The 20,810-nt window shown below is 41.0% G+C and carries 17 protein-coding genes and 1 other annotated feature; of the genes, 15 read left to right on the top strand and 2 right to left on the bottom strand.

Going from position 1 to position 20,810, the window contains the following annotated elements; all coding sequences use genetic code 11:
- Window positions 1–30: 30 nt before the first annotated feature.
- The 9 genes from hemC (at window position 31) to AC1TO4_RS11050 (ending at window position 10,513) form a co-directional block, all read left to right on the top strand.
- Window positions 31–960 carry a hydroxymethylbilane synthase gene (gene hemC / locus AC1TO4_RS11090; protein ID WP_482105369.1) on the top strand — a complete coding sequence of 310 codons (930 nt, stop codon included), beginning with the start codon at window positions 31–33 and terminating at the stop codon, window positions 958–960.
- Window positions 953–1,711, top strand: a complete 759-nt coding sequence (locus AC1TO4_RS11085) for a uroporphyrinogen-III synthase (protein WP_482100882.1) — start codon at window positions 953–955, stop codon at window positions 1,709–1,711. Before hemC ends, AC1TO4_RS11085 begins: the two co-directional genes overlap by 8 nt.
- Before the next feature lie 2 nt (window positions 1,712–1,713).
- Window positions 1,714–2,694 carry a porphobilinogen synthase gene (hemB, locus tag AC1TO4_RS11080; protein WP_482100881.1) on the top strand — a complete coding sequence of 327 codons (981 nt, stop codon included), beginning with the start codon at window positions 1,714–1,716 and terminating at the stop codon, window positions 2,692–2,694.
- The gene (gene hemL, locus AC1TO4_RS11075) at window positions 2,695–3,987 is read left to right on the top strand and encodes a glutamate-1-semialdehyde 2,1-aminomutase (RefSeq protein ID WP_482105352.1); all 1,293 of its coding nucleotides are present in this window, start codon (window positions 2,695–2,697) and stop codon (window positions 3,985–3,987) included.
- A gap of 401 nt (window positions 3,988–4,388) precedes the next feature.
- Entirely contained in the window at window positions 4,389–4,970 is a 582-nt protein-coding gene (locus AC1TO4_RS11070; RefSeq protein ID WP_482105351.1) for a hypothetical protein, read from the top strand.
- A gap of 226 nt (window positions 4,971–5,196) precedes the next feature.
- Window positions 5,197–5,443: a binding site (T-box leader), on the top strand.
- A 73-nt stretch (window positions 5,444–5,516) separates the two neighbouring features.
- Entirely contained in the window at window positions 5,517–8,162 is a 2,646-nt protein-coding gene (locus AC1TO4_RS11065) for a valine--tRNA ligase (protein ID WP_482105350.1), read from the top strand.
- Between the two features lie 217 nt (window positions 8,163–8,379).
- Window positions 8,380–8,808: a PulJ/GspJ family protein gene (locus AC1TO4_RS11060; RefSeq protein WP_482105349.1), complete on the top strand. Its 429-nt coding sequence runs from the start codon at window positions 8,380–8,382 to the stop codon at window positions 8,806–8,808.
- Between the two features lie 29 nt (window positions 8,809–8,837).
- Window positions 8,838–9,293 carry a PulJ/GspJ family protein gene (locus tag AC1TO4_RS11055; protein ID WP_482105348.1) on the top strand — a complete coding sequence of 152 codons (456 nt, stop codon included), beginning with the start codon at window positions 8,838–8,840 and terminating at the stop codon, window positions 9,291–9,293.
- A gap of 17 nt (window positions 9,294–9,310) precedes the next feature.
- Window positions 9,311–10,513, top strand: a complete 1,203-nt coding sequence (locus AC1TO4_RS11050) for a hypothetical protein (RefSeq protein ID WP_482105347.1) — start codon at window positions 9,311–9,313, stop codon at window positions 10,511–10,513.
- Window positions 10,514–10,558: 45 nt separating this feature from the next.
- Here AC1TO4_RS11050 and AC1TO4_RS11045 read toward each other — a convergent pair whose 3' ends face one another.
- Together AC1TO4_RS11045 and AC1TO4_RS11040 are read right to left on the bottom strand one after the other, a co-directional pair.
- Window positions 10,559–11,347 carry an ATP-grasp domain-containing protein gene (locus AC1TO4_RS11045; RefSeq protein WP_482105346.1) on the bottom strand — a complete coding sequence of 263 codons (789 nt, stop codon included), beginning with the start codon at window positions 11,345–11,347 and terminating at the stop codon, window positions 10,559–10,561.
- Window positions 11,344–12,210 (bottom strand): ATP-grasp domain-containing protein, encoded by an 867-nt coding sequence (locus tag AC1TO4_RS11040; protein ID WP_482105345.1) that lies wholly within the window; start codon window positions 12,208–12,210, stop codon window positions 11,344–11,346. The genes AC1TO4_RS11045 and AC1TO4_RS11040 overlap by 4 nt, the downstream gene beginning before the upstream one ends.
- A gap of 61 nt (window positions 12,211–12,271) precedes the next feature.
- Between AC1TO4_RS11040 and AC1TO4_RS11035 the strand changes: the two genes are divergently transcribed.
- From AC1TO4_RS11035 to AC1TO4_RS11010, 6 genes are all read left to right on the top strand, one after another.
- The gene (locus tag AC1TO4_RS11035) at window positions 12,272–13,477 is read left to right on the top strand and encodes a bifunctional folylpolyglutamate synthase/dihydrofolate synthase (protein WP_482105344.1); all 1,206 of its coding nucleotides are present in this window, start codon (window positions 12,272–12,274) and stop codon (window positions 13,475–13,477) included.
- 115 nt (window positions 13,478–13,592) lie between these two features.
- The gene (locus AC1TO4_RS11030; RefSeq protein ID WP_482105343.1) at window positions 13,593–15,296 is read left to right on the top strand and encodes a sensor domain-containing diguanylate cyclase; all 1,704 of its coding nucleotides are present in this window, start codon (window positions 13,593–13,595) and stop codon (window positions 15,294–15,296) included.
- Window positions 15,297–15,320: 24 nt separating this feature from the next.
- On the top strand, window positions 15,321–17,045 hold the full coding sequence (locus AC1TO4_RS11025; RefSeq protein ID WP_482105342.1) for a sensor domain-containing diguanylate cyclase: 1,725 nt from the start codon (window positions 15,321–15,323) through the stop codon (window positions 17,043–17,045).
- 250 nt (window positions 17,046–17,295) lie between these two features.
- Window positions 17,296–17,763: a hypothetical protein gene (locus AC1TO4_RS11020; protein WP_482105341.1), complete on the top strand. Its 468-nt coding sequence runs from the start codon at window positions 17,296–17,298 to the stop codon at window positions 17,761–17,763.
- A complete protein-coding gene (locus AC1TO4_RS11015) occupies window positions 17,753–19,117 on the top strand; it encodes a VanW family protein (protein ID WP_482105340.1) in 1,365 nt (454 codons plus the stop codon). The genes AC1TO4_RS11020 and AC1TO4_RS11015 overlap by 11 nt, the downstream gene beginning before the upstream one ends.
- A 26-nt stretch (window positions 19,118–19,143) precedes the next feature.
- Window positions 19,144–20,802: a GspE/PulE family protein gene (locus tag AC1TO4_RS11010; protein ID WP_482105339.1), complete on the top strand. Its 1,659-nt coding sequence runs from the start codon at window positions 19,144–19,146 to the stop codon at window positions 20,800–20,802.
- Window positions 20,803–20,810: the final 8 nt, after the last annotated feature.

Here is a 20,810-nt window from a genome sequence, read left to right as displayed (position 1 = left end):
TTATTTATTTGAAAGGTTGGTTTTATGAAAATGAGAAAAATAATTGTAGGTTCAAGAAGAAGTAAACTTGCTTTAACACAGACAAACTGGTTCATTGAACAAATGAAAGCAGCTGGTGCACCATTTGAGTTTGAAGTGAAAGAAATCGTTACGAAAGGCGATCAAATCCTTGACGTCATGTTGTCTAAAGTCGGTGGGAAAGGTCTTTTCGTCAAAGAAATTGAGCAAGCATTGTACGATAAAGAAATCGATTTTGCAGTACATAGTATGAAAGACATGCCGGCAGTTTTACCGGAAGGACTTGTTATCGGTTGTATCCCTCCGCGTGAAGATGCACGTGATGCCTTCATTTCAAAAGATCATGTGAAATTCATGGACTTGCCGGTAGGAGCGATTGTTGGAACATCTAGTTTACGTAGAAGTTCACAGTTGCTTTTACTACGTCCCGACCTGGATATTCAATGGATTCGTGGCAATATCGACACACGTTTGAAAAAAATGGTTGACGGCGAATACGACGCGATTCTTCTAGCAGCCGCTGGTATGAAACGGATGGGGTGGAGTGAAGATATCACCACGGAATATATGTCTGTTGAGGATTGTATTCCTGCAGTAGGGCAGGGAGCACTTGCAATTGAATGCCGTATTGATGATGAAGAACTACTAGCCGAACTAGCCAAACTAACTGATGAGAAAACGTGGAAAGAAGTAGAAGCAGAGCGTACTTTCCTTACTGAAATGGATGGCTCATGCCAAGTTCCGATTGCAGGTTTTGCGCAATACAATGGCAGTGAGGTTGAACTGACTGGTTATATTGCTTCTCCCGACGCTATACAAGTATTCAAAAGTACATTTACGAGTAAAGATCCTATTGAAGCTGGCAAGGAAGTTGCAAAAACTTTACGTGCTGAAGGAGCTTCTGAGGTGATTGAGAAAGTGAAGGCGGATATGGATGCGTAACGGTAAACCACTGTTAGCTGAAACAGTCGTCTTCACAGGAACGCCGAAATCAGAAGATGTATTCGAACTGGTGAAGCTCTATGGAGGTACGCCAGTTTCATTGCCGCTCATTCAAGTGGCAGAGTTGGTGGAACAGACAGATGAGCTCCGTTTGAACGCATGTCCGACTTACGACTGGTTGATATTCACCAGTCAAAGTGCGGTTACGGCTTTTGGAGCCAAGCTCATTCGACACAATTTTTCACCAGAAGCAATTCCAGCTAAAATAGCGGCGGTCGGTATTCGTACTGCGGATGCACTTAGGAAAATTGGCTTTACGGTCGATTTCATTCCAACGGTTTTCAGTGCGGATACATTCGTTAAGGAATTTAATCCTGTTGAAACAGATATTCGACGCATCTTATTTCTCCGTGGATCGATTGCTGGAGTGACCATCAAAGAAGAATTGCCTTTTGAAGTGGATGAGTGGACTGTTTATACAACAGAGCGTGCAAATGATTCCATTGATTCACTTGTTGCTTTGTTGCAGAAAAAACAGCAATTGAACGTGTTGTTCGCAAGTCCTTCGGCAGTGGCAGTTTTTGCGGAAGAAGTTGTGCCGCGTACAGGCTGGAATGGCTATACAATCGGTGCTATCGGTCATGTGACGGAGAGTGCGCTAGTAGAAGTTGGCGCACCTGTCCATGTTAGGCCAGATACATACACACTTAAAGATCTCGTTGAGAAATTGGCGGGGCGAAAGGAAGGGTAATTATGGATACATTACAATTCAGACGCAACAGACGTCTTCGTGCATCAAGCACATTACGATCTATGGTAAAGGAAACTGTTCTGAAAAAAGAGGATTTCATTTATCCGATTTTTGTTATCGACGGTGAGGATATCAATAATCCGATTGCTTCAATGCCGGGTGTTTTCCAGAAATCACTTGATCACTTTGCAATTGAACTCGATGAAGTCGTCTCACTAGGTATTCCTTCAATTATTTTGTTCGGTATCCCAGCAACGAAAGACGATGTGGGCTCAGAAGCTTATTCCGCTGAAGGAATTGTTCAAAAAGCAATCCGTCTTGCGAAAGAACGTTATCCTGACCTTGTCGTTATCGCAGATACGTGTCTTTGCGAGTTTACTGACCATGGTCACTGTGGTGTGGTTGAAGGAGAGAAAGTATTGAACGATCCTTCTCTAGATTTATTGGCGCGGACAGCTGTAAGCCAAGCAGAAGCCGGTGCTGATATTATCGCCCCCTCAAATATGATGGACGGTTTTGTTGTGGCTATACGCCGAGGACTTGATGCAGCCGGTTTTTCAGAAATACCGATCATGTCCTATGCGGTGAAATATTCTTCCGCTTATTACGGTCCGTTCCGTGATGCAGCAGATTCTACACCACAGTTTGGTGACCGTAAAACGTATCAAATGGATCCCGCAAACCGAATGGAAGCATTACGAGAAGCGGAATCAGATGTATTGGAAGGTGCCGATTTCCTCATTGTCAAACCGGCATTGTCTTATCTTGATATCGTACGCGACGTAAAAAACACCTTTTTATTGCCAATCGTGGCTTACAATGTAAGTGGCGAGTACGCAATGGTAAAGGCTGCTGCTCAAAACGGCTGGATTGACGAAAAACAGATTGTTTTAGAAACGTTAACGAGTATGAAGCGTGCAGGTGCGGATATTATTATGACGTACCATGCGAAAGATGCTGCGCGCTGGCTGGAGGAGAAATAAATGGGTAGAAATTACGGGAAGTCAAAACAAGCATTTGAAGAAGCAGTAAATCTAATGCCGGGCGGAGTTAACTCACCTGTCCGTGCTTTCAAATCCGTCAATATGGATCCTATTTTCATGGAAAGTGGAAAAGGCGCAATCATTACGGATATCGATGGCAATGACTACATTGACTATGTCTTGTCTTGGGGTCCTCTTATTCATGGTCACTCTGACAGTGACGTCGTCGATGGTATCAAGCGTGTAGCGGAAACTGGAGCTAGCTTCGGTGCTCCAACATTAGCTGAGAATGAACTTGCGAAACTAGTTATCGAGCGCGTTCCATCTATCGAGATGATTCGTATGGTTTCATCAGGTACAGAGGCCACAATGAGTGCATTGCGTTTAGCGCGTGGCTACACAGGACGTAATAAAATTTTGAAATTCGAAGGTTGCTACCATGGCCACGCCGATTCACTGCTCATTAAAGCGGGTTCAGGTGTTGCGACACTGGGTCTTCCAGATAGCCCAGGCGTTCCAGAGTCGGTTGCTAAAAACACGATTACTGTGCCATATAATGATCTTGAAAGCATTAAAGTCGCGATTGCAGAATTCGGCGACGATCTAGCTGCAATCATTGTGGAACCCGTCGCAGGTAATATGGGCGTTGTTCCTCCTGAACCAGGCTTCCTTGAAGGATTGCGTGAACTGACTGAACAAAACGGCACACTTCTTATATTCGATGAAGTCATGACAGGCTTCCGTGTCGGTTACAATTGTGCACAAGGGTATTTCGGTGTTACACCTGATATCACATGTCTTGGAAAAGTAATTGGCGGTGGGTTACCTGTAGGTGCGTATGGTGGAAAACGTGAAATTCTAGAAAATATGGCTCCCGCGGGGACGATTTACCAAGCAGGCACTTTATCAGGAAATCCGCTTGCAATGACTGCCGGTATTGAAACGTTGAAAAAACTGACACCCGAATCATATGATCATTTCATGAAACTAGGCGATCAGCTGGAGGCCGGTTTCCGTGCCGCAGCAGAAAAATACAATATTCCACACACAGTGAACCGTGCTGGATCGATGATTGGCTTTTTCTTCACAAATGAAAAAGTGTCTGACTACGAAAAAGCGAAAACATCCGATCTTGCATTATTCGCTGATTATTATCGCTTAATGGCGGAAGAAGGCATCTTCCTACCGCCATCCCAGTTTGAAGGCATGTTCCTATCGACTGCGCATACCGAAGAGCATATCGCGACAACGGTTGAAGCATTCCATACTGTATTTGCCAAATTGAAGCAATAAGAAGTATTTTACTTTACTACGTCTGATGATTAACTAAAATAACCAGTAAATAACTTGATCACACACTAGGTACTACTTGTATCTGTGCTTTTGGTTCGCTTTGAATTGAACAAGTTCTATACGCTTATCGAGATGTCTAAGTAAGTAGGGGATGCGACTTTGTCGCATCCCCTACATGCCCCTCGGTAAAAGTGTCGTGATTAATTCGCCGAAAGCGGGCCGGAAATAGTCCGGTGAAAATGGTGGTTTTCAAGCCCTTCTTTCCAGTGTTTTGTAAATTAAATAAAAATCCCCTGACTTGTTAAATGGTCAGGGGATTTTTCGTTCACTCAATATATTCTTCTATCAAGACGCTGTCGCGCATACAATTGTTTGTGAAGGAATAGAAGGAGGGAACGTATATGGAGATAAAACAGTGGCCAATGCAGGAAGACTTTTACTTCCCTGAACATGCGGGCATACCTACAGGGGGTCAATCAGTCACGGTAACTCCAAGATATACCGAAGAAAGAACGGAAGATGCAGTCCGATTGACAGGCATTTACCACATTGCGGCGAATGTTGAATTTGATGATGGGGTCCTGCGTTCAGCAGAACTCGATGATTCGTATATTCTCATTGATGATGTTGAGTTGGATGGCAAAGAGGGTTACTTTGAATACGCAGTCCCACTCAATATTGATCTACCTCCCGAAACAGAGAGCACGTTGAACGTAGTAACGACCCAAGCGACGGGAAAATCTGACGGACAAGGTACTTACGGTATTGTCTGGCATGTGGAGTGTTCGTACACAAAAGCGGTCGCGCAAGTGGAGGAGCCTGAAGTGGAAGTAAATGTAGTAGTGGCAACTCCAATCGCAACAATAGAAAGCACTTCATTCACAGAGGCGGACGAAGTGCTCTCATTCATTATGGAGCTAACAGATGGGGTATCGACAACTGTATTCCGTTCAAATGATGTTTTTGTAAAGAGCGAAAGCTAATCCACAGAGAAGACACAATAGTAGAAAATCACCGGTTGTTGGAACGAGTAATAATCGTATCAATTGAAAAACACAAAGTGGGATAATAATTCCTTTGCAGTAAAATCGGGTTTTCCGAAGCCAAGGCGGTAGAAGATAAGGGTTATATGATCTTCGCATAACACAATCCTTTCGTAATTTACTTGACGTTTCATGAGCAGTTCCGTTACAATTATGGTAATTGTATAGAGATGCGATGATTGGGATAGTACGTGAATTGATTGGACTAAAGAGAGGGTTCCGGTGGTGAAAGGGCCTGTCGATTATTTGCTGAATGTAACCCGTGAGCAGTTTCCGTGAATAAGCTGTTTTCAGCATGAAAACACCTAACAGTAGCGGAAGCCGGTTTGAAGCCGTTATCGAAGTTTGAGGTGCACTGTACTTTTGTGTGCACGAATAAAGGTGGTACCGCGAACAGCTCCTTCGTCCTTTAAGGCGATAGGAGTTTTTTTGTGTCCAGTTTTATGCACCAACTACTTTTCTTTTTAAAAATAAGGAGGAACCAACATGACAAATGAAAACACGTCGATGCCGACGAAATACGATCCGAAGACCATAGAAGCAGGTCGCCATGACTGGTGGCTAAAAGGTAAATATTTTGAAGCACAACCTAAGAGCGATAAAAAACCTTACACAATCGTTATTCCACCGCCGAATGTTACAGGTAAACTACACCTTGGCCACGCATGGGATACAACGCTACAAGATATATTGACACGCATGAAGCGGATGCAAGGCTATGATGCTCTATGGCTTCCGGGAATGGACCATGCTGGAATTGCAACACAAGCGCGCGTTGAAGCAAAACTTCGTGAAGAGGGAACGACACGCTATGATTTAGGGCGTGAGAAATTTCTTGAAGAAACATGGAAATGGAAAGACGAATATGCAGGACATATCCGTGAACAATGGGCAAAACTTGGTTTGGGGCTTGATTACACACGTGAACGATTTACTTTGGATGAAGGACTTTCGAAAGCGGTACAGGAAGTTTTCGTTAAACTCTACAACAAAGGGTTAATTTACCGCGGTGAATATATTATAAACTGGGATCCCGCTACGAAAACGGCTATATCTGATATCGAAGTCATCCACAAAGACATTCAGGGTGCTTTCTATCATATGCGTTACCCATTGGCAGACGGAACGGGCAGTATAGAAATTGCAACAACTCGACCTGAAACAATGCTTGGAGATACTGCGGTTGCAGTTCATCCTGAAGATGAGCGTTATAAACATTTAATCGGTAAAACGGTTAAACTGCCGATTGTCGGTCGCGAAATTCCAATTATTGCAGATGATTACGTGGATATGGAATTCGGAAGTGGCGCGGTTAAAATTACACCTGCACATGACCCGAATGACTTTGAAATCGGTAACCGTCACAATCTCCCACGTGTTCTCGTGATGAATGAAGATGGTTCGATGAATAAGCTTGCCGGCAAATACGAAGGAATGGATCGCTTCGAATGCCGTAAAGAAATCGTCAAAGACCTGCAGGAGATGGGTGTTCTATTTAACATTGAAGAACATAATCATTCTGTCGGTCATTCCGAGCGTAGTGGTGCAGTCGTTGAACCGTATTTATCGACACAATGGTTCGTAAAAATGCAGCCACTTTCTGATGAAGCGATCAAGCTACAAGATACGGAAGGCAAAGTAAACTTTGTACCGGACCGTTTCGAAAAAACGTATTTAACATGGATGGAAAATGTCCATGACTGGTGTATTTCCCGTCAATTATGGTGGGGTCACCGCATTCCAGCTTGGTACCACAACGAAACTGGCGAAATATATGTCGGTCAAGAAGCGCCGGCTGACAGTGAAAACTGGAGTCAGGACAATGATGTACTCGATACATGGTTCTCATCTGCGCTTTGGCCGTTCTCAACAATGGGCTGGCCGGATCTCGACAACGAAGAATTTAAACGTTATTACCCAACAGATGCACTTGTAACAGGCTACGACATCATTTTCTTCTGGGTATCACGGATGATTTTCCAAGGAATCGAGTTCACAGAACAGCGACCATTTAAAGATGTCTTAATTCACGGGCTCGTTCGGGCTGAAGATGGCCGTAAAATGTCTAAATCTCTTGGCAACGGCGTTGACCCGATGGATGTTATCGACAAATACGGTGCGGATGCACTGCGCTACTTCTTATCAACAGGTTCTTCACCAGGACAGGATCTACGCTACTCAACTGAAAAAGTTGAATCCGTCTGGAACTTTGCCAATAAAATTTGGAATGCATCCCGTTTCGCACTCATGAATATGGATGGCATGACATACGATGAAATTGATTTAACGGGTGAAAAATCTGTAGCGGACGCATGGATTTTAACACGGTTGAATGAAACAATCGACCAAGTGACGAAGTTAGCAGACCGCTATGAGTTCGGTGAAGTCGGCCGCGCACTCTATAACTTCATCTGGGATGATTTCTGTGACTGGTACATCGAAATGGCGAAACTGCCATTATACGGTGAAGACGAAACAGCGAAGAAAATGACGCGCTCGATTCTTGCCTATGTGCTCGATAACACGATGCGTCTATTACATCCGTTCATGCCTTTCATCACAGAAGAAATTTGGCAGAACCTACCCCATGAAGGTGAATCAATCACAGTCGCGGCGTGGCCGATTGCGGCTGAAGCTCTAACTGATAAAGCACGTGCAACGGATATGAAACTGTTGATGGACATTATCCGTGCTGTACGTAATATCCGTGCAGAAGTAAACACGCCACTCAGCAAAAAGGTTCCACTCTATATTTCAGCTAAAGACGATGCGACTGTAGCCGTGTTAGAAGCAAACCGCAGCTACATCGAACGTTTCTGTAACCCTGAGACATTGACACTCGGCAACGGCATTACAGCACCAGGTAAATCGATGTCAGCGGTAGTAACAGGAGCAGAACTGTTCTTGCCACTTGAAGGGCTGCTCAACATCGATGAAGAACTTGAGCGTCTAACAAAAGAGCTTGCGAAATGGCAAAGCGAAGTAAAACGCGTCCAAGGCAAACTCTCCAACGAACGCTTCATGTCAAAAGCGCCTGAAGCAGTTGTTGAAGAAGAGAGAGCTAAGGAAAGTGACTATCTAGAAAAGTACGCGGCAGTTGAACGTCGTATGCAGGAATTGAAGGAAATCTAATAAACATGAAATACCCCATCACAATTTTGATTGTGGTGGGGTGTTTTTTATAGGGTTAATTTTGATTGCTAATAACAGGATGTGGTAAAATAGATGTATATAAGAGAGTAGTATAGTTGTGTTTTTCTAATCATATAGGTTTTAGGGATTAGTAGAGTTCGTTTTATGCAAATATCAACTAACAGATTTACTAATAACAAATGAAGGGGGAGTGTCTGTGAAAAAGCAATTTCAAAATGATAATGGAATGACATTGGTTGAAATACTAGCGGCGCTCGTCATTCTTGGTATCGTATTTATAGGATTTATGACGGTATTCCCACAAATGACATTACTCAATGCTAAAACAAAAGATAAGTTAGAAACGATGAACTTAGCCAAGCAGGAGCTGGTTAAATTGCAGGGGTCGAACAATCAGTTATTTGATAAAGCAATTCCCGAAACAACAACTGTTTATGAACGTTATATATACGATGATAACGGCTATAGATTTGAAGTTGACTACTACATACAACCGGATTTAGAAGGGAGTAGTTATATAGCAGGTACTAAAAGCTTAAATAAAGTTCATATTAAAGTAAAAAAGCAAGGTGCCAGTAAACAAGATCGGATAATTAGTGAAACGTATGGGTATTTCACCCAGTAGGAAGTCATATAAAATAAGGGTGATAAGAATTGAAGGGGAATAATGGAAGAGGATTGACCCTTGTTGAAGTATTAGTAACGATGGTGCTCGTTTCAGCGGTGGTTATCCTGATTTGGACAGGTGTTCTTATAAGCATGAGGTACAATGTTGCGGAAACTAAGAAACTTCGTCTTCAACAAGAAGCGAATTATATCATAGCTGAGGTCCAACGAATTCACCGTTCTTGTGATAAATATGATTTAACAATCAGTAAGAATGAAATATCAATGAAAAATTGCATACTGGCATCCTCGATTTCAAAACCTGATATTACTATTGCAAATACATATCAATATGAATCGACAATTGAATTCAACGGGAAAACGATTGCAAGTAAAGGAAATGAATCAAACATTAATTTCACGCTCACCGTAAAGGACATCGAAAATGATAAATTATTTGTTAAAGTACCAACAACAATTTCCCGTTACAAGATAACGCAATGAGAGGATGGAGGGGAGTTATGAAATCGCTTAAAAATGAACAGGGCTATGCTTTACTAATCGTCTTATTCTTTGTCGTTTTCATAATGATTGTCAGTGCTTTATTTATGCGGGGATCGATTAGTAATGCGAAACAAGAAAGAATTGTCGATAATGTTAATCTTGCATATAACGCCGCGGAGATGGGTGTCGATTACTACGTCCACAAGATAGGGAATGTTGAAAAAACATTACAGAAAGAAATTAAAGACCTTGTCAAACTTGAATTAGATACATACTATTCATGCTTTGGGGATAAAAATACTAAGTCCCCTGGTTGTAATACCATTAAGACAATCGATGAAATTAAGTCAACTGCAAATGCCAAATACTTCAATGAACTGCCTTCCAGAATAGCATTGACAATTGGAAATCAGAAAAAAATGAATATCACTGACAACTCAAGAACATATGAATTGTTGAATCTGGATTCAACTCGTATTAATGATACTATACAAATTGAATTAAACATTAAAGGCACCTCATCCGCGGAGAATAGCAAGTCTTTGAAAGCGAATATCAATTATAAACTAAAAGGTTTTGTAGAGGCGAATGAACAATCCAGCCAAAATGGTCAAGTGACGAACCCGGCCGATATTTTCAGTTCCTTTTCTTTGGATAAATATTATAAAAAAGAAGCTGGATGTAGTGCTAAAAATGGTCATTGTCAATCCGGTAAATTTTATTCGGAAGGTAAAAAAACAGCGAATAATCCAAATAACCAAAGTGGATTAATCTGGGTTCATAACGGCTTATTACAAGCGGGTAATATGAACAGTATGGCATTCACTTTAATCGTGAAGTCTCTTAATGGAAAAAACATGAATAACATGAATGGCAATTTAGTACTCCTTGGAGGTAAGAATCGTTCCGGGGAAATCACATCAGGAATATCCATGAAATTCGACCCAAAAGGCAAAGTGTGCATTAATATTGATGGGTATCCGAAAGAACATATCGAAAAAATAAATTTTGATAAAGCGAATCAGGTTATATTTTACTCGAGCGTTTCTAATCCTATTTGGCCGAATAATGCCAGTGGCAGTCCCAAACGATCAGGGTCACTAAGTAATTTTGTGAAAGAGTGTACAGGAATAGAGATTACCGCTCCACCCTTCCAAAGTGGGATTCAATATCAGGTCAAGCTCGATTCGGTTGATGTCTTAGTAGATGTAAATTATTAGAATGAATTTTTCATTAAAGGGTTATGAAATGGATGTATATCCATTTCATAACCCTTCTTTAACATGTTTCATTATCACTTCTGCAATCGATCCATCATGCGTCACATACAACGACCTGGCCCCGACAGGATCCTCAATCTCATTCAACATCCACCTACCATCTGGCAATAACAAAAAATCTATCCCCACATAATCACTTTTTATTGCATTTGCAATTGTTACGGCATCTTTTACCTGCCAACTGGATAGTGTATACTTTTCAACTGACCCGCCAAGCGTGTAATTTGATTTAAATGATTCGTTTCCAGTCCGTTTTACAGCACCGACTACATCTTTGCCAATCATAAATACCCGTACATCTCGCGCTCCGGATTCGATAAACGGTTGTACAATTAGTTTGCGGTCAGGAAACTGACGGAAAAACGATGTAGCATCAGCTTCTGACGTACAAAGAAATACTTCACTACCTCCATGACCATCAACCGTTTTCAACACACAAGGATACGTACTGATTTCATCAATGGACCGAATCCTTAACGTTGGGACTGAAGGTATTCCGAGCAGGGTAGCTAGTTCAAATGTCTGTAGTTTATCGTTCGCAATTCGGTTCACTGCTGCACGGTTGAATAACCGAAAACCTCCTGCTTCGAATTTTTCAGCCAATTCGGTATTACGATCCCGAAAAAGGATGAATTCTGCATCGGCATCAGGTTGTCCGTCTTCAATTAGTAAGCGGAGTTCAATTCCGATTTTTTTCGATTCATTCATTAAATCATCAATGAACGCATGGTTCCTAACCGATTCGGCCTCTGTGTAAAACACATAGCCCTTCATGCAAGCTTCCTCAATATGTACGCAATCATCGCATCTGCAACATTAATGCCCGTGACGTTGTAGATATTACGTATGTGGGCGGCTGCATTCACTTCACAGACAAGCGGCTCTTCGTTGTCACCGAACAATAAGTCGACACCTGCAAACTCCGCTCCGACTGCGTGGGCAGCTTGTAACGCTAACGCTTTTTGTTGGTCTGTAAGTTCGATGACTGTTGCAACACCACCGTTTGTAATATTCGCCCGGAAATCAGTTTCGGAATGGCGGTACATGGCTGCGACAATCTCACCGCCAACAATATTCACGCGAATATCCCGTCCTCTGCTGTTTGCGATGAACTGCTGAAATATATAGTCGATGCCACGCAATTCATCTGTCTTGTCATAAAACTGCTCCTCCGTTTCAATCAAATACACCTTCATGCCAAATGAACCATGGCCTTCTTTAATAATCATCGGTAAGCCAAGCGTTTTCAACACTTGTTCATAGTAACCTGAATCTATGATTGTGAAATTTGGATATACTTTTGGTGCAATAATCGTCACTGGCATTGGAACACCTTGTTTCGATAGTTTAAGGTATTGTTTCGCTTTGTTATCACACGTTTCAATCACATCCGGATCGTTAAAAACAGGAATCCCGGCGTATTTGAGAAACGTTGCGAGCAGAATATCTTTATCCAAAAAAACAACAAAATCCGGCCGATTGGCCAGATTTGTATCTAAATTCATCATCACTTCATAATTCTTCTTAATTTCAGTACTTACACCCGCGCGTTCAGCCGCTTCTTTCAGCAGTTCAGCCTGATCTATAAATTTTTCACTTGTCAAACTACCATTATAAATTACCCAACAACTTAACATTATGTACCTCCGGAAATGATATACTTTTTCTATCTAGATTCTAACATACGGAGGGATAGTTTTGATTCCAAAGATGAATGTATATAAAAATCGATGGGCAATTGACAGCGAAGATTCTATTAAACCTGGATTAATGGCGATGCAAGATGCGCTTGCAAAAATGGGCAATCCAGAAAAACAATTACAAATCATTCATGTAGCGGGTACGAATGGCAAGGGTTCGACGATTGCTTTTATGGAAGCAATTTTAAGGGAACATGGTTTGTCGGTGGGTGTGTTTTCATCGCCTGCGATTATCGATCTACATGATCAAATACGAATGAATGGTAAATCGATTTCTGAAGAAGAACTGGATATATCATTTCGCGCAATGAAAAAAGCGGGATTAAGCGGACTTTTGACTGACTTTGAATTACTTACTGTCGCTGCATTTGTCACATTTAGTCGATTATCACCTGATTATATTCTGCTAGAAACGGGGATGGGGGGCTTACTAGACAGTACGAATGTTGTGACGCCACGTGTTTCTGTCATTACATCTATTGCGCTCGATCATACTGCATTTCTAGGGGCGACTCTTGCGGAAGTAGCAAGCCATAAAGGCGGCATTATTAAAGAAGGTGTTCCAGTTGTACTAGGGCCTTTGCCTGACGAGGCGCTAAGTGTAGTACAAGATATCTCGAAAAAGGTAGGAAGTCTTTCATTCTATTATGGAAAACAGTTTGCGATGGATCAAGATAAATTTAGTGGGATCAATAGATTTCAATTGGCTGGGCGGAAGATGAAAGGAGCACATCAAGGCGTCAATGCGGCAGTTGCGATTGAATCACTGTTAGTTGCGGGTATTTCACTTACGGAGAAATTGGTGGCTAAAGCGGTTGCAACAGCTCAACTTGCATACCGATTTCAAGAAGTCGTTCCTGGTGTATTCATGGATGGTGCGCATAACCCAGCTGCCGCAAAAGTTCTAACGGATACGATTCGCTCTGAATTTCCGGGAGAAAAAGTAGATTTTGTTATCGGAATGCTAAAAGGCAAAGATATCGAGAAGACGCTTGATGAGCTAATTCCTGTGGCGGCCTCTTTCACATTTCTGACTTTCCCCCATCCGCAGGCGGCAACCGGTGAAGAGTTAATGGAATATTGCCATCACAAAGTTAAAAAGGTGACAAATAGCGGTAGTGATACTATAATACCATTATCGAGAAACAGTGTGAAGCTAATAGTCACAGGGTCGCTTTATTTGATAACAAGCCTAATGAACTAGTTTTTGGATTTGACATTGCATTCAACTTGGACGGTAGTGACAAATATGAAAAAATGTTGAAATTTCAATTGATTCTTTCTTTTCTAACTAATTGACTGTAGGGGTGTGTACTGTAATGAAGGTTATTAATAGTTCCACCATACGTTATTTCGTTCTTTGGTTAGTTATCGTTCCACCGGGCTTGGTCTATATTTTATGGAATTACCCGCCAAACCAGGTAGAGTGGTCAATTGTAGCAACGTTCACTGTACTGGGATTTTTCACGGTGTATTATCCAATTTTGAGAAATGGCACCCCTGTATTTCTGGTTATGTGGGTGACGGTGCCTGCGTTCTTAATGTACGGACTCTTTGTTGAAATAATCCTTATGCAAATTTCAATCATAGCAATTATCCTAACATTACCTAGTAAATTGCCTGTGATCCAGCGTTTTTATTTTAATTCGGTACTCTTTTTTATTTTATCAATCATTGCGTCCTCGGTGTTTCACTTCTTTGGTGGGAAGATAGGTTCTGTTGAGTTTTGGCCAATTATTTTGGCTGTCTTCGTCTATCAATTAGTACATACAATCGTTAACGATATCTTGCTTAAAATATATGCGACATTCAAAAGAATTAAATCACCGTTCTATTCAAAAGATATATGGTTCAATTACGCTTTAATTCTGGTCATACTTCCATTGTCGCTTACGTTATATTATTTATTGCAGTTAGTCGGAATGGGTGCATTCGTCTTACTGGCGGTACCCTTTTTCTTTATAACGCTCGTGATACGTCTTTACAATAATTCCGAAAAAGTCAACAGTAATTTACAACAAGTGGGAGATATCGGTCATGGATTATCGGACTTAGTAACGGAAAAAGACGTCATTGACCAGTTCGTAAGGAAAGTTTCAGACATGTTCGATGCGGATCAGGTATATCTTTTTGATAATAAAGAAGGTTGGCTTGAACTGATCCGTTCCTACGAAAATAATAAGTTTGTAACGCTAGATTTTGCACTGTTATCCTCGGGACAAGGGATTGCTGGGTCGGTTCTCCAGCTTAACAAAGCTGTTATCTATTCGCAGCGGAAGGAATGGGAAACAATTTCGAAAGACTATGTTCCTGATGATATGCAAAGTGTTCTATGTGTCCCTATTTCGCGGAATCAGGTAATTGAAGCGGTATTACTATTATCTTCAGAGAAAAAATCTTCATTTAATGAATATCAACTAAACATTCTCGACTTACTCTGTTCTTATTTTACTGTTTCAGTGGAGAAAGTACGGTATTTGCAGGAAGCGCTCTCAAAGAGTGAACGCTGTGCGCTCACCAAACTTTATAACTATAAGTATTTAGAAGATAGGTTAGGCTATGAAATGGACAGGTTAAATGATAAGGAAATCGATGACCTTTCTGTAGTTATGCTCGATATCGATCACTTTAAAAAAGTGAATGATACGTATGGACATCAGAGCGGTAATGATATTCTAACGATGTTGGCCAGAAAACTAGAGGACTCGCTACCTACAGGTGGGACTGTAGGACGCTACGGGGGAGAGGAATTTGTTTTCATTTTACCTGGCATGAAGAAAGCAGAAGCGCTCGAATTCGCAGAAAATCTACGTACTGCAATTGGTGGTTATGGATTTATGATTATCCAGGACTTAGCCGAAGATAAGAACCCAATGAAAGTGAATATCACATCCAGTATCGGTGTTTCTTCTGCCCCAGTAGATACAGACGACGCAATGACGCTGTTGCGAAATGCTGACCGTGCACTATATTTGGGAGCGAAGCATGCAGGTCGTAATCGGGTTGCGGAATATGTCAAATGAGTAGATTGAGGAGGATTAAGTAGAATGACGATAACAAAAAAGCAATATTCTATAATATTTATTCTTTGGTTAATCGTTGTTCCATTAGGCTTTTTCCTGGCGCGCAATTTTTATAATTCAAATGAAGTCAACTGGTTGAATCTGTTGATATTATTCGCACTATTAGTAATAACGATGATGGTACCTTTGAAGTTGAATAAAATGTCAGTTTCATTGGAGCGGTGGATTACATTCACTGTTTTTTTCCAATACGGTGTATTTGCGGAATTATTATTTACACAAATCGCGATGTTTCTACTACTATTTACTAGAAAGTCAGATTTACCTCCTATTTATCGATTTCTCGTGAATTCGTTGATCTTTACACCTGTTTCATTACTAAGTGCAACGATTTTTCATTATGCGGGAGGCATAATTGGTTCGCTGGATTTCATGATTATTTGTTTCTTGGGGCTTTTATATGCTGTGAGTTATTCTGTTTTGAATAGCATAATTATGCAAGTGTATTTAGCTTTTGAAACCGGAACGTTTTCAATTATAGAAAAGTATATTGCATGGGATTTTGTTTCAACAATGCTGGTACTCCCTTTTAGTATTGGACTATACTTTTTAAGTGACCATTTTGGAAATAAAGCTGTTCTCCTGATTGGCGTCCCTTTTATTCTCGTTTTATTTATAGCAAAAAAGTACAATCAATCCGATAACTTGAATGATAAACTTTCTTCAGCAAGTATCATCGGTCACGAACTAGCCCAACAACTTGGTTTCGAAGATGTGATCAGGACGTTCATCAGCAAACTGAAAGATATTGTTCCGTATGAAAGTGCATATGTCATTGACTTAAGAGCAGGAAAACAGCTAATTACACTGATGGGTTCTGAAGACGGCCTCATTTCAAAAAACGTTTATGAACTTGAATTTACATCTGAAAAATCAAGTGATGATGGATTGGAAATGGATAATCCAAAAATATACTCCAATAAAAAAGAAGCAATGGTACTTAAAAACTTCAAGTTTTCCAAAGATGTGGAAAGTGTTATGACTGCTCCAATCAAACGGCAAATGAAGACGGAAGGATTTCTGATCTTAACGTCAAAAAAGAAGAATATGTTCCAAGCACTTGAAATGAAAATTATTGATGTGTTAACGGGTTATTTTGCAATCTCGTTAGTCAAAGCACGTTATTATGAGAAAACAATCGAGCAAAGCGAACGTTGCGGATTAACCAAATTGTATAACTACCGCTACCTGGAAGAAAAGTTGGACGAAGAGATGATACGTTTCCACATTGGGGAAAGTAGTACATTGTCCTTGATCATGTTGGATATCGATCATTTCAAATCTATCAATGATACATATGGTCATCAGTGTGGGAATGACCTGCTTATTGCGCTTGCGGATTTGCTTAAATCCTATGTAACTGAAGGGGTTACCCTAGCGCGTTTCGGCGGTGAAGAATTCGTTTTTGCACTTCCGAATTTCAACAAAAATGAGACAATTGAGCTTGCGGAAAGGATTCGAAATGAAGTGGAGCTGTCCGTGTTTCGGATCATTCCTGATTTGTTGGAAAAACGTGAACCAATTGATGTGCAAATGACAGTCAGCCTCGGCGTTGCCTCTGTACCGGAAGATTCGGGGGATGCAAAAGAGCTTCTGCGTCATGCGGATCGAGCACTTTATATTGGAGGCAAGCAGGCTGGTAGAAATAAGGTTGGGATTTACGATAGGGAACGAGTGAATAACTACTAAACCTATCCATATCAGATCAGCAAAAATCGAACAAACAAACATATATTGATTAAGAGTAGAGAAGCAGAGATGCTTCTTTTTTATTTTCACGGGCTTTAATCCTGTCTGGATGATTTTTCCGTGACAAATCTTGTCGTATCTATGATAATAGTAGTATATATATCCTTAACTATAAAAATAGTTCAATTTTTAAGTCAACTAAAACTGAATGCAATTAGACATGAATTAGTAATAGGTTAGGAGAGAAATAATGGTAAAGTATATCATTCTACTTGTGGGTGCACTAATTGTCTTTCCTGTATTAATTTATTTCGTACGGCGTAAAAGTCTTAGCAATTGGATTATCTCTAGCACTATTGCTGGGTTATTAATATCAATAGTAGGGCTCATCATGCAAGAGAAATTCAATCCGCTTTATGTGTTGCTTGCAATGTTTGGACTTGCGTTTGCACTATCCGTTTTGTTGGACAAGCGATTTAAAAAGGATAGAGCAGTCAAATTAAAACAACAACCAGAAAAAGATAATTTACCCGTAACTGTTAAATCGAACGGAGACGGTAGGAATAGTGAATCGGCTGCATCATTGGAAGATAAGGATATATTCTCCATACAACCAATTGAGGATGACTTGAGTAGATGGACGACAGCGGACCCGGGGGAAAGCGAGACTCGGAAAAATGAAATTCACGACAGAAAGGGGGGTTCAGGTGGGGAATAAAGGGTTTTTAAATACGTTTATCGTAGTCATAGCAGCGACGCTCATTTTTTATGGATTTTCTTCTATTGGTGCGCTCGCAATTACCAATACCTCTTCAAAAAACTTTGGTGATCAAACCTATATTGGACCTTTCGATGTTTCGAGCCAAAAAGAAAAGGCTGTCAGAGAAGAGCTGTTAGCCGATTATGCTGCACTTCAAGAAGAATTTGCGGTCAATTTGACTTATCAGGATGTCACTATAGAACTGCCAAAAGAAGTGGTTGTATTTGATATAGAAAAAACGATTCAACAATCGAGTTCTGGTAAAGAGAACCCGATTATTGCGACCGTATCGGTTGAAGGATTAGAGACGGTGCTTAGACAACAATTTACAGCTATTAACTTTACGGATGATAGTATACAGTCAATCGCAACTGGTATTGAACGAGAACTTGGGACAGGCATTATGCCGCTGACTGTTCATATTACGGATTACTCCGATTTTACGGAAACTGAAGTAGCAGTAGCTACTATGTCTGCTTTAGAGCAATCGACTTCTTTCAGAAATCTAATGGCTGCACTGAACGGCATAGAAATTGCACCTTTTTCTACCTTTTCTTTACTCGATTTTATTCAAACGAATGAAACAGGACCCGTTTCGGATGAGGAATTATCTGCACTAGCAACTGCACTTTATATGACGATTTTACAAACGAATTTTGTAGTAGATGAACGGAATATCAGTACAATATTTCCGTCATCTACAGACCCGGGTTTCGAAGCAGCCATTAACAAGCAACTTGGTTTGAATTTCATTTTCACGAATCCAAATAAAACAACTTTTACCCTTGTGATTACATCCGCTAGCGACACGATTCATTCATCCATTACAGGCATGCCTTTCAGTTATTCTTATCAGCCGTATATTGGAAATAGTGAATCGTATGAGCCGAAAACAGTTAAGCAGTACAGTGCTTTTGTACCGAGCGGGGCAATCCGAATAGTGGATGAAGGTCAAAAAGGGATGGAAGTGAACGTCCATCGAACCATTTCATATGAAGGAGTAGTACTCGTGGATGAGGAAATTACATCTGACTTTTATGCGCCGCTGCCTAAAATTGAAATCCATCCATTAATAAAAGAGACAACACAGTCTTCGGGAACTGGCAACCAAGATTCAGAGGATGGAACTACTAATGGTGGAACAGTTGATTCGCAAGGGAATCTTGTCCCATCTACTCCTTCTACTACGCAAGATTCCGAGGAACAATCAAAATCTCCGTCCCATCTAGAATCGAAGCAAGAACAGGACGAGAGTGATAGTCAAACGGATACTGACGTTCAGTATGATAAAGGTGGAAATATCATTAAATAAGCGTTCGTACGAATGGGGGGGACAGCATGACAACTGCGCGCAAAAGACTTGGTGACTTACTTGTCGAGTCCGGTCTAATTACAGTTCAACAACTGCAAACGACATTGGATGAAAAACCCGGCGATCAGAAACTGGGGGATGCTTTGCTGCAACATGGTTTTATTACCGAGCAGCAACTGATTGAAGTATTGGAGTTTCAGCTAGGAATACCGCACGTTAATCTATATAGGTATCCGTTTGATCCAAAACTATTTAATGTCGTTCCGAAAGATTTTGCGAAACGAAATTTAATTGTCCCATTGAAAGCTGAAGAAGATAAGCTATTCGTGGCGATGTCTGATCCAATGGATTACATAACGTTAGATGATTTGCGGTTGTCCACGGGTTTTTATATTGAAACGGCGATTGCTTCAAAAGATGATATTATGCGTACAATTTCCAAGTATTACGATGAAGAGTCTTTTGATGAACTTTTCTTGGAACAGACGTCTGAGCAAAGAGAACAGCAAGATGAGTTGACGGATTTGGATTCGCCGATTGTCAGGCTTGTTAATCAGCTAATGTCGGCAGCTATTACTCAAAAGGCAAGTGATATCCATTTCGACCCACAGGAACATCAGGTTGCAATCCGTTTCCGAGTAGATGGCATGTTGAAATCAGAACGTTTTTTACCGAAGCATATGCAGGCAATGGTTAGTGCGCGTATTAAAATCATGGCGAATCTCGATATAACGGAGCATCGGATACCACAAGATGGCCGCATTAAGACGAATGTGGATTTCCGTCCAATCGATCTTCGGGTTTCGACATTACCGACGATTTATGGTGAGAAAATCGTTATGCGCATCCTCGATCTCAGCAGTTCGTTAAACGATTTGACGAAACTTGGCTTCAACCGGCTGAATTTGGAACGCTTTCTGAAACAAATTGAAAAACCGAGTGGCATCGTTCTTATATCAGGACCAACTGGATCGGGTAAATCATCGACACTCTATGCGGCGCTCAATAAATTGAACACAGAAGAAGTGAATATCATTACGGTTGAAGATCCAGTCGAGTATCAGCTTGAAGGGGTAAACCAAATACAAGTAAACCCGAACGTCGGATTAACATTCGCTGCTGGACTTAGATCGATATTAAGGCAAGATCCTGATATCGTCATGGTTGGAGAAATTCGTGACCGGGAAACGGTTGAAATAGCAATTCGTGCTTCGTTAACCGGACACTTAGTGCTCAGTACCATTCATACGAATGATTCAATTGCTACAATTACAAGAATGCTAGATATGGGCGTTGAACCGTTTCTTGTGACTACATCGCTGAATGCGGTGATTGCCCAACGACTGATTCGCCGTGTGTGCCGAGACTGCGGAAAAGAAATGGAAGCGACAAGTCGTGAAGTAGAAATTTTTGCGAAGCGTGGACTTGGAATAGAAAAAGTGATGAGGGGTGCGGGCTGCGGAGTCTGTAATATGACTGGGTATCGTGGGCGAATTGCGATTCATGAAGTACTTGTATTGGACGATGAGATGCGGGATATAATCAATAATGGCGGTTCCTCGGCGAGACTGCGAGAAATTGCAACCCGGAATAAGACAGTGTTTTTATTGGATGATGGTTTGTTGAAGGTAAAACAAGGGATTACGACGACAGAAGAAGTGTTGCGCGTCGCTTTGATTGAATAGGGGGCACT

The organism is Sporosarcina sp. Y838, from assembly GCF_056786515.1.
The sequence above is the reverse complement of the archived record's forward strand: the minus strand, read 5'-3'. Positions and strand labels throughout refer to the sequence as shown.

Bases quoted from the DNA above. Each gene is read 5' to 3' on its own strand.
- hemC (WP_482105369.1), top strand. From the start codon at position 31: ATGAGAAAAATAATTGTAGGTTCAAGAAGAAGTAAACTTGCTTTAACA.
- AC1TO4_RS11085 (WP_482100882.1), top strand. From the start codon at position 953: ATGCGTAACGGTAAACCACTGTTAGCTGAAACAGTCGTCTTCACAGGA.
- hemB (WP_482100881.1), top strand. From the start codon at position 1,714: ATGGATACATTACAATTCAGACGCAACAGACGTCTTCGTGCATCAAGC.
- hemL (WP_482105352.1), top strand. From the start codon at position 2,695: ATGGGTAGAAATTACGGGAAGTCAAAACAAGCATTTGAAGAAGCAGTA.
- AC1TO4_RS11070 (WP_482105351.1), top strand. From the start codon at position 4,389: ATGGAGATAAAACAGTGGCCAATGCAGGAAGACTTTTACTTCCCTGAA.
- AC1TO4_RS11065 (WP_482105350.1), top strand. From the start codon at position 5,517: ATGACAAATGAAAACACGTCGATGCCGACGAAATACGATCCGAAGACC.
- AC1TO4_RS11050 (WP_482105347.1), top strand. From the start codon at position 9,311: ATGAAATCGCTTAAAAATGAACAGGGCTATGCTTTACTAATCGTCTTA.
- AC1TO4_RS11045 (WP_482105346.1), bottom strand. From the start codon at position 11,347: ATGAAGGGCTATGTGTTTTACACAGAGGCCGAATCGGTTAGGAACCAT.
- AC1TO4_RS11040 (WP_482105345.1), bottom strand. From the start codon at position 12,210: ATGTTAAGTTGTTGGGTAATTTATAATGGTAGTTTGACAAGTGAAAAA.
- AC1TO4_RS11030 (WP_482105343.1), top strand. From the start codon at position 13,593: ATGAAGGTTATTAATAGTTCCACCATACGTTATTTCGTTCTTTGGTTA.
- AC1TO4_RS11025 (WP_482105342.1), top strand. From the start codon at position 15,321: ATGACGATAACAAAAAAGCAATATTCTATAATATTTATTCTTTGGTTA.
- AC1TO4_RS11020 (WP_482105341.1), top strand. From the start codon at position 17,296: ATGGTAAAGTATATCATTCTACTTGTGGGTGCACTAATTGTCTTTCCT.
- AC1TO4_RS11010 (WP_482105339.1), top strand. From the start codon at position 19,144: ATGACAACTGCGCGCAAAAGACTTGGTGACTTACTTGTCGAGTCCGGT.